Origin of the sequence: Streptomyces sp. NPDC093984 (assembly GCF_044764595.1) — a bacterium.
GTDB classification, from domain to species: domain Bacteria; phylum Actinomycetota; class Actinomycetes; order Streptomycetales; family Streptomycetaceae; genus Streptomyces; species Streptomyces cynarae.
This window is the reverse complement of the sequence record NZ_JBIWIM010000003.1, coordinates 399,304-412,127: the sequence shown is the minus strand read 5'-3', so window position 1 is coordinate 412,127 and position 12,824 is coordinate 399,304. Positions and strand designations below refer to the sequence as shown.

At 72.9% G+C, this 12,824-nt stretch carries 9 protein-coding genes and 1 pseudogene; 1 reads left to right on the top strand and 9 read right to left on the bottom strand.

All coding sequences use genetic code 11. The annotated features are described in order from the left end of the window. Positions 1-86: 86 nt before the first annotated feature. The 9 genes and pseudogenes from ACIRC0_RS14020 to ACIRC0_RS13980 all read right to left on the bottom strand — a co-directional run bounded on the left by ACIRC0_RS14020 (position 87) and on the right by ACIRC0_RS13980 (position 12,311). Positions 87-710 (bottom strand): GntR family transcriptional regulator, encoded by a 624-nt coding sequence (locus ACIRC0_RS14020; RefSeq protein WP_200417025.1) that lies wholly within the window; start codon positions 708-710, stop codon positions 87-89. A 194-nt stretch (positions 711-904) separates the two neighbouring features. Beyond that, positions 905-2,734: a 2-oxoglutarate dehydrogenase, E2 component, dihydrolipoamide succinyltransferase gene (gene sucB / locus ACIRC0_RS14015; RefSeq protein WP_403615574.1), complete on the bottom strand. Its 1,830-nt coding sequence runs from the start codon at positions 2,732-2,734 to the stop codon at positions 905-907. A 100-nt stretch (positions 2,735-2,834) separates the two neighbouring features. Then, positions 2,835-4,223 carry a dihydrolipoyl dehydrogenase gene (gene lpdA, locus ACIRC0_RS14010; RefSeq protein ID WP_103843875.1) on the bottom strand — a complete coding sequence of 463 codons (1,389 nt, stop codon included), beginning with the start codon at positions 4,221-4,223 and terminating at the stop codon, positions 2,835-2,837. A gap of 302 nt (positions 4,224-4,525) precedes the next feature. Then, positions 4,526-6,055 (bottom strand): leucyl aminopeptidase, encoded by a 1,530-nt coding sequence (locus ACIRC0_RS14005; RefSeq protein WP_403615571.1) that lies wholly within the window; start codon positions 6,053-6,055, stop codon positions 4,526-4,528. Between the two features lie 254 nt (positions 6,056-6,309). Next, positions 6,310-7,092, bottom strand: a complete 783-nt coding sequence (locus ACIRC0_RS14000; protein WP_403615568.1) for an adenosylcobinamide-GDP ribazoletransferase — start codon at positions 7,090-7,092, stop codon at positions 6,310-6,312. Positions 7,093-7,131: 39 nt separating this feature from the next. Then, positions 7,132-7,815: a hypothetical protein gene (locus ACIRC0_RS13995; RefSeq protein WP_403615566.1), complete on the bottom strand. Its 684-nt coding sequence runs from the start codon at positions 7,813-7,815 to the stop codon at positions 7,132-7,134. Between the two features lie 355 nt (positions 7,816-8,170). Further along, a pseudogene (locus ACIRC0_RS13990) lies at positions 8,171-9,895 on the bottom strand (phosphatidylglycerol lysyltransferase domain-containing protein); the annotation flags it as partial. Positions 9,896-9,961: 66 nt separating this feature from the next. Next, a complete protein-coding gene (gene cobT, locus ACIRC0_RS13985; protein WP_403615564.1) occupies positions 9,962-11,029 on the bottom strand; it encodes a nicotinate-nucleotide--dimethylbenzimidazole phosphoribosyltransferase in 1,068 nt (355 codons plus the stop codon). 82 nt (positions 11,030-11,111) lie between these two features. Continuing rightward, positions 11,112-12,311, bottom strand: a complete 1,200-nt coding sequence (locus ACIRC0_RS13980) for a bifunctional adenosylcobinamide kinase/adenosylcobinamide-phosphate guanylyltransferase (protein ID WP_403615562.1) — start codon at positions 12,309-12,311, stop codon at positions 11,112-11,114. Positions 12,312-12,424: 113 nt separating this feature from the next. Between ACIRC0_RS13980 and ACIRC0_RS13975 the strand changes: the two genes are divergently transcribed. Continuing rightward, the gene (locus tag ACIRC0_RS13975) at positions 12,425-12,634 is read left to right on the top strand and encodes a hypothetical protein (RefSeq protein WP_403615559.1); all 210 of its coding nucleotides are present in this window, start codon (positions 12,425-12,427) and stop codon (positions 12,632-12,634) included. Positions 12,635-12,824: the final 190 nt, after the last annotated feature.

Below are 12,824 nucleotides of genomic sequence, written 5' to 3'. Positions count from 1 at the left end.
GCCGACGCCCTTTGTTCCCACCGCAGCCGACGTTCAGCCGCGGCGGTCTGGTCCGGCAGTGCCGGAAGCGGCCGCGAACCGACTGGCTACGCCCTCGGCGCGCAGCCGAGTACGTGGGCCTTCACCAGGTCCGCGATCCTCGGGTCGCGGCGCTTGAACGCCTGTACCAGTTCCTCGTGTTCCTCCGCGTACGACTGCTGGACCGTGCCCAGCCAGCGGATCGACAGGGCCGTGAAGACCTCGATGCCCAGGCCCTCCCACGTGTGCAGCAGCACCGAGTTGCCCGCCGCGCGGACGAGTTCCCGGTGGAAGGCCACGGTGTGCCGTACCTGTGCCGTACCGTCCGACCTGCGGTCCGCCTCGTAGAGCGCGGCCACGTGCGGTTCCAGCGCCGAGCAGTCCTCCGCCAGCCGCTGCGCCGCCAGTTCCGCCGCGATCGCCTCCAGGCCGGCCCGTACCGGGTAGCTCTCCTCCAGGTCGGCCGCCGACAGGTTCCGCACCCGTACACCCTTGTTCGGCGCCGACTCGATCAGCCGCAGCGACTCCAGCTCCCGCAGCGCCTCGCGCACGGGCGTCTGGCTGACCTCCAACTCGGTCGCGATCCGCCGCTCCACGATCCGCTCGCCCGGCTTCCAGCGGCCGCTGACGATCCCCTCCACGATGTGCTCGCGGATCTGTTCGCGCAGCGAGTGGACGACGGGCGCGGTCATGAGGGCTCCTTAGAGAGGGGCCCAGTGGCCCCCGGGGGCGTTCGACGTTTAGACAATACGGCCGCCACCGTCTGGGGGAAGGGCGCATACCGGCGCTTTTGCGCAGGTGAGACGAGGCTTACACCCGGCAAACGCGACGCCCCCGCCCGGAGAGCTCCGGACGGGGGCGTCGTACAGCCGTATCCCTGAGGGGATCAGAGGCCGAGCTCGACCTCGAACTCGCCCGCCTCCAGGATCGCCTTGACCGCCGTCAGGTAACGGGCCGCGTCGGCGCCGTCCACCAGGCGGTGGTCGTAGGACAGCGTCAGGTAGGTCATGTCGCGGACGCCGATGACCGTACCCTCCTCCGTCTCGATGACGGCCGGGCGCTTGACCGTGGCGCCGATGCCGAGGATCGCGACCTGGCCCGGCGGCACGATGATCGTGTCGAAGAGCGCACCGCGCGAACCGGTGTTGGAGATGGTGAAGGTCGCGCCGGCCAGCTCGTCCGGCGTGATCTTGTTGCCGCGGACCTTGGCCGCCAGGTCGGCGGTGGCCTTGGCGATACCGGCGATGTTCAGGTCACCGGCGTTCTTGATGACCGGGGTCATCAGGCCCTTCTCGGAGTCCACCGCGATACCGATGTGCTCGGTGTCGAAGTAGGTGATGGTCCCCTCGGCCTCGTTGATCCGGGCGTTGATGACCGGGTGGGCCTTCAGCGCCTGGGCGGCGGCCTTGACGAAGAACGGCATCGGGGAGAGCTTGACGCCCTCGCGGGCCGCGAAGGAGTCCTTCGCCCTGGCGCGCAGCTTCATCAGGCGGGTGACGTCGACCTCGACGACCGACGACAGCTGGGCCTGCTCGTGCAGCGCCTTGACCATGTTGTCGCCGATGACCTTGCGGATCCGCGGCATCTTGATGGTCTGGCCGCGCAGCGGGGAGACCTCGAGCGCCGGGGCAGCCTTCTTGGCGGCCGGTGCGGCGGCGGCCGGAGCCGGGGCTGCGGCGGCGGCCTTCGCGGCCTCGGCGGCGGCGATGACGTCCTGCTTGCGGATACGGCCGCCGACGCCGGTGCCCTTGACGGCGGACAGGTCGACGCCGTTCTCGGCGGCGAGCTTGCGCACCAGCGGGGTGACGTAGGCACCCTCGTCGGTCGGCTGGGCGGCGGCCGGAGCAGCAGCCGGGGCCGGGGCGGGCGCAGGCGCAGGCGCAGGCGCGGGAGCCGGAGCCGCGGGCTGGGCCGGGGCCGGGGCGGCAGCGGCGGGGGCCGCCGGGGCGGCGGGAGCCGGAGCCGGAGCAGCAGCCGGGGCCGGGGCGGCCGGAGCCGCGGGGGCGGCCGGGGCCTCGGCGGCGGGCGCCGGGGCGGGGGCGGCCGGGGCCGGGGCGGCCGCAGGAGCGGCACCCGGGGCGCCGATGACGGCGAGCTTGGCGCCGACCTCGGCGGTCTCGTCCTCACCGACGACGATCTCGAGCAGCACACCGGAGGTGGGCGCCGGGATCTCGGTGTCGACCTTGTCCGTGGAGACCTCGAGCAGCGGCTCGTCGGCCTCGACGGTGTCGCCGACCGACTTCAGCCAGCGGGTGACGGTGCCCTCGGTGACGGACTCGCCGAGCGCGGGCAGGACGACCTCGGTGCCCTCGGCGGTGCCGGCACCGGCGGTGGCCTCGGCGGTCGGAGCCGGGGCCGGGGCGGCCTGCTCGGTGGAGGGGGCCACCGGGGCCTGGGCGGCCGGAGCGGCCGTGGGGGTCGGGGCCGGGGCGGGAGCGGCCTCGGCGGCCGGGGCCGGGGCGGCGGCCGGGGCACCGGTGCCGTCGTCGATGACGGCCAGCTCGGCGCCGACCTCCACCGTCTCGTCCTCGGCGACCTTGATGGAGGACAGCACGCCGGACGCCGGCGCCGGGATCTCGGTGTCGACCTTGTCGGTCGAGACCTCGAGCAGCGGCTCGTCGGCCTCGACGCGCTCTCCCTCGGCCTTCAGCCAGCGGGTGACAGTGCCCTCGGTGACGCTCTCACCGAGCGCCGGAAGGGTTACGGAAACCGCCATGGTTTCGGTTGCTCCTTACGGATGGGGTCTCCCCCGGTTCGAGCGAAGTCGAGAACCAGGGGAAGCGGAAGTCTGTGTCGTCGCGTTCGTCGACCGAGGGTCAGTCGTGTGCGTGCAGCGGCTTGCCGGCCAGGGCCAGGTGGGCCTCGCCGAGCGCCTCGTTCTGCGTCGGGTGGGCGTGGATGAGCTGGGCCACCTCGGCCGGCAGCGCCTCCCAGTTGTAGATCAGCTGGGCCTCGCCGACCTGCTCGCCCATGCGGTCACCGACCATGTGGACGCCGACCACGGCACCGTCCTTGACCTGGACGAGCTTGATCTCGCCGGCGGTCTTGAGGATCTTGCTCCTGCCGTTGCCCGCCAGGTTGTACTTCAGGGCGACGACCTTGTCCGCGCCGTAGATCTCCTTGGCCTTGGCCTCGGTGATGCCGACGGAGGCGACCTCGGGGTGGCAGTACGTCACCCGCGGCACACCGTCGTAGTCGATCGGAACGGTCTTCAGACCCGCCAGACGCTCCGCCACCAGGATGCCCTCGGCGAAGCCGACGTGGGCCAGCTGGAGGGTCGGGACCAGGTCGCCGACGGCGGAGATGGTGGGGACGTTGGTGCGCATGTACTCGTCGACGAGGACGTAGCCGCGGTCCATGGCGACCCCGGCCTCCTCGTAGCCGAGGCCCTGCGAGACCGGGCCGCGGCCGACGGCGACGAGGAGGACCTCGGCCTCGAACTCCTTGCCGTCGGCGAGGGTGACCTTCACACCGTCCTGGGTGTACTCGGCCTTCTGGAAGAAGGTGCCGAGGTTGAACTTGATCCCGCGCTTGCGGAAGGCGCGCTCGAGAAGCTTGGAGGAGTTCTCGTCCTCGACCGGGACGAGGTGCTTGAGGCCCTCGATGATCGTGACGTCGGAGCCGAAGGACTTCCACGCGGAGGCGAACTCGACGCCGATGACGCCGCCGCCCAGGATGATCGCGGACTTCGGCACGCGGTCCAGGACGAGGGCGTGGTCGGAGGAGATGATGCGGTTGCCGTCGATCTCCAGACCGGGCAGCGACTTCGGCACGGAGCCGGTCGCGAGCAGGACGTGGCGGCCCTGGATGCGCTGGCCGTTGACATCGACGGAGGTCGGGGAGGACAGGTAGCCCTCACCCTCGATGTAGGTCACCTTGCGGGAGGCGATCAGTCCCTGCAGACCCTTGTACAGGCCCGAGATGACGTCGTCCTTGTACTTGTGGACGGCCGGTACGTCGATGCCCTCGAAGCTGGTCTTGACACCGAACTGCTCGCTCTCGCGGGCCTGGTCGGCGATCTCGCCCGCGTGCAGCAGGGCCTTGGTGGGGATGCAGCCCCGGTGCAGGCAGGTGCCGCCGACCTTGTCCTTCTCGATCAGGGCGACGTCCAGGCCCAGCTGCGCCCCGCGCAGGGCCGCGGCGTAACCACCGCTACCGCCGCCGAGGATCACTAGGTCGAAAACGGTGCTGGCGTCGTTCGCCACGTCACGTCCTCCATGCATGTGCGCCGTGCGCCGGTCGTCGGTGACCGGCAGGCGGCTGGTGTCCGGCCGCTTGATGCTTCGGCCCTTCGGTGGGGCCCTGTCCTGCCGAGACCCCATCTTTGCACTTGTCGGCGGCCACCGAGACGCCGGGCCGGTGTGTGAGACGTCTGATCCGTCACGTCGCAAGGTCGCGGCGCCGGTGGGCCGTACGGATTTCGTCGAGGGCGTAACGCCCGGTGCGGGACAAGGGCGCCCCCTGACCGCGTCGGTCAGGGGGCCGCCCTCATCGTCGTGCGCCGCGATCAGCCCAGGTCGCCGGCGGCCGTCAGCTCCGCGAGCCGGACCAGGGTGCGCACCGCCGAGCCCGTGCCACCCTTCGGGGTGTAGCCGAAGGGGCCCTGCTCGTTGAAGGCCGGTCCCGCGATGTCGAGGTGGGCCCAGGTGATGCCCTCGCCGACGAACTCCCTCAGGAACAGGCCGGCGACCAGCCCGCCGCCCATCCGCTCGCCCATGTTCGCGATGTCGGCCGTGGGGGAGTCCATGCCCTTGCGCAGGTGCTCCGGCAGCGGCATCGGCCAGGAGTCCTCGCCGACCTCCCCGGCCGCCTCGTGGACCGCGGTGCGGAACGCGTCGTCGTTCGCCATGATCCCGAAGGTGCGGCTGCCGAGCGCCAGCATCATCGCGCCGGTCAGGGTGGCGACGTCCACGATCGCGTTCGGGTTCTCCTCCGAGGCCGCCCACAGCGCGTCCGCGAGGACCAGCCGGCCCTCGGCGTCCGTGTTGAGGACCTCGACGGTCTTGCCGCTGTACATGCGCAGCACGTCACCGGGGCGGGTCGCGGAGCCCGACGGCATGTTCTCGGCGAGGGCGAGCCAGCCGGTGACGTTCACCTCGAGGCCGAGGCGGGCGGCGGCCACGACCGCGGCGAACACCGCCGCCGCGCCGGACATGTCGCACTTCATGGTCTCGTTGTGACCGGCGGGCTTCAGCGAGATGCCGCCCGAGTCGTAGGTGATGCCCTTGCCGACGAAGGCCAGGTGCTTGCTCGCCTTGGAGTGCGTGTACGACAGCTTCACCAGGCGCGGGGCGGAGGCGGAGCCCGCGCCGACGCCGAGGATGCCGCCGTAGCCGCCCTTGGCCAGCGCCTTCTCGTCGAGCACCTGCACCTTGATGCCGTGCTCCTTGGCCGCGGTCTGCGCGAGGGCCGCGAAGGCCGCCGGGTTCAGGTCGTTCGGCGGGGTGTTGATCAGGTCGCGGGCGCGGTTGAGCTCCTCGGCGACGGCGACGGCGCGCTCCACGGCCGCCTTGTACGCCTTGTCGCGGGGCTTGCCGCCGAGCAGGGCGACCTCGGCGAGCGGGGCCTTGCCGTTCTTGGCGTTCCGGCCGTTCCTGCCGTTCTCCTTGTACGTGTCGAAGGAGTACGCGCCGAGCAGCGCCCCCTCGCCGATGACGCCGGCGTCGGCGGCGTCCGTGATCGGCAGCGCGAAGGCGGCCTTCTTCGAGCCGGCGAGCGCGCGGGCCGCGGATCCGGCGGCGCGGCGCAGCGCCTCGGCGGTGAACGCCTCGTCCTTCTCCGGCTCGGCACCGAGGCCCACCGCCACCACGACGGGGGCCTTGAAGCCGGAGGGCGCGGGCAGCTTCGTCACCTCGCCCTCGGCACCGGAGGCGCCCAGGGTCTGCAGGATGGCGGCGAGCCTGCCGTCGTACGCCTGGTCCACGGCCTCGGCGCCCGGTGCGACGACCGGGCCCTCAGCGCCCTTCGCGACACCGACCACGATCGCGTCGGCGCGCAGGCCGGCCGCGGCGGCGGTGCTGAGAGTGAGAGCAGTCACGGTGGTGAAATCTCGCTTCCGATTGAGTTTCAGGTGGCCGAACGGATGGGGTCGGCCGGCCCGGGAACCGACCCTAGGCCCTGCCCCGCATCCGGTTTTCACCTGGGCAGGGAATCATCCGGCACGAGCCTACGCGCGGTGGCCGGTTTCTGTGGTGCCCGGCGTCGGCGATCACCGCCGGGGGCGGTCGCGCACTCCCCGAAGTCCGCCCCGCGGAGCGTCCGGTACGACCTGAGGGGTGGCGGCGGCCCTGTTCAGCCCAGTGACAGCACGACGAGTGCCGCTGTCGCGGCGGTCTCGGCGAGCCCGCCGAAGACATCACCGGTGACCCCGCCGAAGCGCCGCACGCAGTGCCGCAGCAGCAGTTCGGCGACGGCGACCGCGACGACGACCGCGAGGACCGTACGGGCCGTGTCGTACGCCCCGAGGAGCGCGCCCCCGGCCGCCGCGGCCACGGCGACGGCGACGCCCACCGCCAGCGCACCACCCGCCGGCACCACGCCCGCGACCGCGGCCCCCAGCCCCTCGGGCCGGGCGGCCGGTACGCCGTCGCGCGCGGCCAGGGTGAGGGCCAGCCGGGCCGCCGTCGCGGAGACGACCGCCGCGAGGACCCCCCGCTCCCAGGAGTGGCCGTACGCCTGCGCGAGCGCCGCCACCTGCGCCAGCAGCACGAGGACCAGCGTGATCACACCGAACGGCCCGATGTCGGACTGCTTCATGATCCGCAACGCGTCCTCGGCGGGCTTGCCGCTTCCGAGCCCGTCGGCGGTGTCGGCCAGCCCGTCCAGATGCAGCCCCCGGGTGAGCACGGCGGGCACGGCGGCGGAACCGACGGCGGCGAGCAGGGCTCCCGTACCCAGCAGGTCCAGCACCGCCCCGGCCGACCCGGCGATCCCACCGACGACGACTCCGGCGAGGGGTGCGCACAACATGCCTCCACGCGCGGCGTCCCGGTCCCACCGGGTGACCTCGACGGGAAGCACGGTGAGGGTGCCGAAGGCGAAACGGAGGCCATGGGCGGGCGGGATCCTGGACACGGCGGCAGCGTAGCTGGCCCAGCCGGCACGCCCCGGCCCTCACCCCCGGGTATCACGCAACCACGCGGCGTCCAGGGAACGTTGGCGCAGCTCCGACACCGAGCACAACAGCACCACCGCCCCGATCGCCGCGATGTGCTCCTTGCCCGCGAGGTTGTCCTTCACCACCAGCTCCACGACCATCGCCGCGATCACCACGCTCCCGGTGACGCGCGCGCCGTACCGCCAGCACAGGAAAAGGGCCAGCCCGATCACCGCCGCCGACGGCCCGGTGTCGACGACCTGCGCGTCCGTCGCGGGCAGCCCCAGCGGATGGTGCGCGCCCAGGCCGATGCCCACGCGCGCGTACAGGGTGCCGGCCAGTGTGGCCGCGTAGGCGATGACGAGGGTGCGCCACCAGCCCAGGCAGATCTCGGCGATCCCGAAGACGAACAGTATCTGCAGCAGCGCCCCCCACACCGGCAGGTCGAGAGCCGGCACGAAGAGGGAGAGCGGGGTGCGCAGCAGGGCCAGCCACAGCGGCTCCTCGGCCCGTACGGACCCGATGTTCTGCACGAACCGAAAGCCCCACGACTGGTTCTGCACGAACTGCAGGACCGACGTGAGGCACACGGCCACGAGCGTCATCGGCAGCGCCCGCCAGGTGCGCCGGACGAGTGCCTGACGCACGGTGACGTACGGCGGTCCCCACTCGGCGCGGACCAGGCGGGCGAGGGCGTTCATCCAGCGGTCCCCGTCCGCCCGGCGCTCATCGGCTCCCCGGCACTGATCGGCTCCCCGGCGCTCGTCATCTCCCCCGTGCTCCTCACCTGTGTGACTGCAGGTGCTTGCGATGCAGCCACTTCGGCAGTCCCGGTGCCGCGGGGCCTGGCGTCGGATTCCCGGCTGCCCCGCGACGCCTGGCACGCACGCTCGCCGCGTTGCCGGAGAGCCCGCGTGGCTCCTCCCCCAAGCTCTCGGCTTCGCTCGAGCAGGGGGGACCCCCATCGAGGGCCCTCCGGCGCCTTGCGATCGCACGCACCAGACGTCGCGGGGCCCGCCCTCCGGGCGGACGACGGGAATCCGACGCCAGGCCCCCCAGGAACCCCTCGGCGCGCGCCGAAGCGATGCCGATGCGCAGCAGGTCCGCGCTCTTCTCGAAGAGCAGGAACCTGGGTTCCCAGATGGGCCGGTACTTCGCGTTGGCCCGGTACAGCGACTCGATCTGCCACCAGCGCGAGAAGAAGCTGAGCAGCGAACGCCACAGCCTGAGCACCGGTCCGGCGCCGAGCCGCGCACCACGTTCGAAGACGGAGCGGAACATGGCGAAGTTGAGCGAGACCTGCGTGACCTCGATCTCCCGGGCGCGGCGCAGCAGTTCGATGACCATGAACTCCATGAGGCCGTTGTCGGAGTCCCGGTCGCGCCGCATCAGGTCCAGCGACAGGCCGTGCGGTCCCCACGGCACGAAGGACAGCAGCGCCCGCAGCCGTCCCCCGCCGTCCCTGCACTCCAGCATCACGCACTGCCCGTCCTCCGGGTCGCCGAGCCTGCCCAGCGCCATGCTGAAGCCGCGTTCGGTGGCCCCGTCGCGCCAGTCGTCGGCCTTCTGCAGCAGGAACGCCATCTCGTCGGCGGGGATGTCGGCGTGGCGCCGGATGCGGACCGTGTACCCGGCGCGTCGCACCCGGTTGCAGGCCTGGCGGACGGTGCGCATGGCCCGCCCCTCGAGGGTGAACTCGCCGACGTCCACGATGGCTTCGTCGCCGAGTTCCAGGGCGTCCAGCCCGTGCCGCGCGTAGACGGTTCCGGCCTCCTCGCTCGCGCCCATCACGGCCGGGATCCAGCCGTGCGCGCGGGCCTGGGCGAGCCAGGGCTCGATGGCGCCGGGCCAGGCCTCCGGGTCGCCGAGCGGGTCGCCTGAGGCGAGCGAGACGCCGCCGAGGACCCGGTAGGCGACGGCCGCCTTGCCGGTGGGCGACCAGATGACGCTCTTCTCGCGGCGCAGTGCGAAGTAGCCGAGGGAGTCGCGCTCGCCGTGCCGTTCGAGCAGCGCCCGCAGTCGTTTCTCGTCGTCCTCGGTGATCGGGTCGACGGCGCGCCGGGAGCGGAAGGCGGCGTACAGGACGGCGAGGACGAGCAGCGTGCTGAACACGTTGATGGTGACGTTGACCCAGTTGGGGGTGGCGATCCCCGGGTAGTGGGAGTCGTCCACGGTGACCGAGACCAGGCGCAGGGTGCCGTAGCGCCAGCGCTCCGGGAAGGTCGAACGGTGGGCGTCCCGCGCGGTGTTGGTGACGGTGACCAGAAACGCGGCGAGCAGGGAGGAGGTGAGCAGACCGCCGGCGGCGACGGCGGCGGCGAGCCGCGGGTTGGACCGGTCGCCCTTGGCGTAGAACTCGCGCCGGCCGACGAGGAGCGCGCCGGCGAAGGCCGCGGTGAGGACCAGGGAGATCCAGTTCTGGGCGTACTGCCGGATCTCCGGGAAGGTCATGGCGAACGCGAACAGCAGCAGGAACGGGCCGCTGAGCGCCAGGTTGAGGATCCACGCGGCCCGCTTGCGACGCCGCATGGTGACGGCGAGGAACATCGTGAACACGCCGGAGGCGAAGCCCGCGGTGAGCAGGTACGGCGTGAACTGGTTCTCCTGGTTGTGCCGTCGCACGTCCTGCCCGAAGGAGACCCAGACGGCGGAGAGGAAGTTGATGAACGTGACGGCACGCAGGTACCAGACGGCGAACGCGGCGGCCCGCCGGGAGGCCCGCCCCCCACCCCCCGGCCGAACCGAGCGTTCCCGTTCCGCACTAAATCGGGCATCTCCCATGAAGGGCGATGATATGGGGCGCTCGGGGGCGGGTGGGGGAGCGGTTCAAGGCAGAAATCGGCCAGTTCACTGCTTGTCCTCGGCCTCCCCGGGCTTCTCCGGGAGCTCCGCGGCCAGCGCGGCGGCGGCCTGCACGAGGGGCAGCGCCAGCAGGGCCCCGGCTCCCTCACCGACCGTCACACCGTGGTCGAGCAGCGGTTCCAGGGCCATCCGGTCCAGAGCCTTGGCCTGGGCCGGCTCCCCGCTGTTCTGGCCCGCCAGCCACCAGTCCGGCGCGCGGAACGCGATCCGCTGCGCCACCAGCGCGCACGCCGCCGACACCACCCCGTCCAGGATCACCGGCGTCTTGCGCACCGCACACTGCAGCAGGAAGCCGGTCATCGCGGCCAGATCGGCACCGCCCACCGCCGCCAGCAACTGCAACTGGTCCCCGAGCACGGGCCGGGCCCGCCGCAGCGCGTCCCGGATCGCCGCACACTTGCGCATCCACGCCAGGTCGTCGATCGCCAGGCCCCCACGCCCGGTCACCACCGAGGCGTCGGTCCCGCACAGCGCGGCGATCAGCACCGCCGCCGGCGTCGTCCCGCCGACGCTCACATCACCGAGGACGACCAGGTCCGTCCCGGCGTCGGCCTCCTCGTCCGCGACCGCGACCCCCGCCCGGAACGCCGCCTCCGCCTCCTGAAGCGTCAGCGCGTCCTCGACGTCGATGCGTCCGCTGCCGCGCCGCACCCGGTGCCGTACGACGTCCTGCGGAAGCCCCTCGGGGTCGCAGTCCAGCGCCATGTCCACCACCCGCACGGGCACGTTCAGCTGCCGCGCAAGGATCGACGCCGGGCTCGCGCCCTCCAGGACCGCCCGCACCAGCTGGTCCGCGCCGCCCGCCGGCCGCGCCGACACACCGAGCGAGGCGACCCCGTGGTCGCCCGCGAACAGCACCGCGCGCGGCCGCTCGATCGGCCGCACCGGCACGGCGGACTGCGCCGCCGCCAGCCACTCACCCAGGTCGTCCAGTCGCCCCAGTGCCCCGGGCGGCACGATCTGACGCTCCCGGCGCGCCTCCGCGTCGCGGCGCACCCCGCCGTCGGGGCGCTCGATCAGATCGGTGAAGTCGTCGAGATTAAGCGAGCTCATTCGCCGAACAGTACCGGCAGAGATCGAACGCCAGGGCGCCACCCGCAGTCAGGGTGTGCCGTGAACGCCATCCCTTCGGCCGTCATCCGCGCAGCGCCAGCGCCTGCCCTGCCACCACCAGCAGCACATGCTCGCACTCCGCCGCGAACGCCGTGTTCAGACGGCCGAGTTCGTCGCGGTAGCGGCGGCCGGACGCGGTCGCCGGGACGATGCCGGAGCCCACCTCGTTCGAGACGGCGACGACCGTCCGCCGGGTCTCACGGACCGCCGCCGCCAGTTCCTCCACCCGGGCCCGCAGCGCCCGCTCGCCGCCGGTCGCCCACTCGGCGTCGTCCCACGCGTTCACCGCGTCCATCACGTCCGTCAGCCACAGCGACAGGCAGTCGATCAGCAGCGGCGGCCCCTCCTCCTTCAGGAGCGGTACGAGGTCGCAGGTCTCGGCGGTGCGCCAGGAGCCGGGCCGCCGCTCACGGTGCGCGGCCACCCGCGCCGCCCACTCCGTGTCCCCGCTCCGCGTCCCGCCCGTGGCCACGTACAGCACGTCCGGGAACGCCTCCAGACGCCGCTCGGCCTCCACCGACTTGCCCGACCGCGCCCCGCCCAGCACAAGGGTGCGTCGCGGGACGTCCGGTACGTCCTCATAGGCTCCGACAGGCAGCACCGTGCCGTCCGGCACCGCCCGCGCCCCCGCCGCCGCGAGCCGCCGCGCCAGCTCGGAGCCCGGCGGGACGTCATGGTCCAGATGGGCGGCGACGACGTCCGTGGTCGGCCCGAGTGCCCCCACCGCCCGCAGCTTCGCCAGCGCGTCCGGCCGCCCGACGACATCGGCGACCACCATGTCGTACGGCTCCTCCGGCCCCATCAGGCCCGCGGGCGCCGCGCCCGGCGGCAGATACAGCAGCCGCATCCCGTCCGGGCCGGTCACCGCGTACCCCGTGCCCGGCGCGTCCATCGCGAGCGCCCGCACCCGGTGCCCGGTCAGCAGCGCCAACTCCCGCCCGTCCGGCACCCGCCCAGGCTGCGGCAGCACCGCCGGGACCTCCACCGGGGGGCCGTCGTGCGGATGCGTGAGCAGCACCTGCCGTACGCCCGTCAGTGACTGCCCGGCCCGCGCGGCCGCGAACGCCACGCCGGGCGTCAGGTCGAGCAGCAGCGCCCCGTCCACGAGCAGGGAGGTCGCCGCCCGCGCGTCGGGCCCCAGCGCCCGCGCGCAGGCGGCGCAGGGGCAGTAGGGACGGGGGAGTCCGAGCGGGGCACCGGTACCGAGCAGAGTGAGTTCCACGGACCCGATTTTCCCGGGTCGCCGCTGGTCTTGCGCGTCCGGCTACCCTCGGATCACGAGCCGGACCAAGATCCGGCCCCTGGTTCGCAGGTGCTCACATCGTGGAGGCGTACATGCTGGCATGGACGTGGCGGTTCGAGAAGGCCGACGGGACGGAGGTCCAGCCCGCGGTCGCGCCCGAGGAGTTCACCACGCAGGGGGACGCCGAGTCCTGGATCGGGGAGCACTGGAAGGAACTGCTCGCCGGAGGCGCCGACCAGGTACGGCTGTTCGAGGACGGCACGGAGATCTACGGGCCCATGAGCCTGCACGCCGAGGATTAGTGCCGCAACAGGCGACGTTCGCCCCGTCGCGACGCGCAAACGTTGCCTGCCGCGGCACCGGTCCACTGGCGCGGGGGGGGGGGGCGGCCCCCCCCCCCCCCCCCCCGCGCCCCCCCGGGGGGGCCCCCCCCGCGGGGGGGGGCCCCCCCCCACCGGAAAGAACACCACAGCCCCCCCCCCCCCCCGGCAC

Coding starts and splice junctions, on each gene's coding strand:
- ACIRC0_RS14020 (WP_200417025.1), bottom strand. CDS start 710: ATGACCGCGCCCGTCGTCCACTCGCTGCGCGAACAGATCCGCGAGCAC.
- cobT (WP_403615564.1), bottom strand. CDS start 11,029: ATGAGCTCGCTTAATCTCGACGACTTCACCGATCTGATCGAGCGCCCC.
- ACIRC0_RS13995 (WP_403615566.1), bottom strand. CDS start 7,815: ATGAACGCCCTCGCCCGCCTGGTCCGCGCCGAGTGGGGACCGCCGTAC.
- sucB (WP_403615574.1), bottom strand. CDS start 2,734: ATGGCGGTTTCCGTAACCCTTCCGGCGCTCGGTGAGAGCGTCACCGAG.
- ACIRC0_RS13975 (WP_403615559.1), top strand. CDS start 12,425: ATGCTGGCATGGACGTGGCGGTTCGAGAAGGCCGACGGGACGGAGGTC.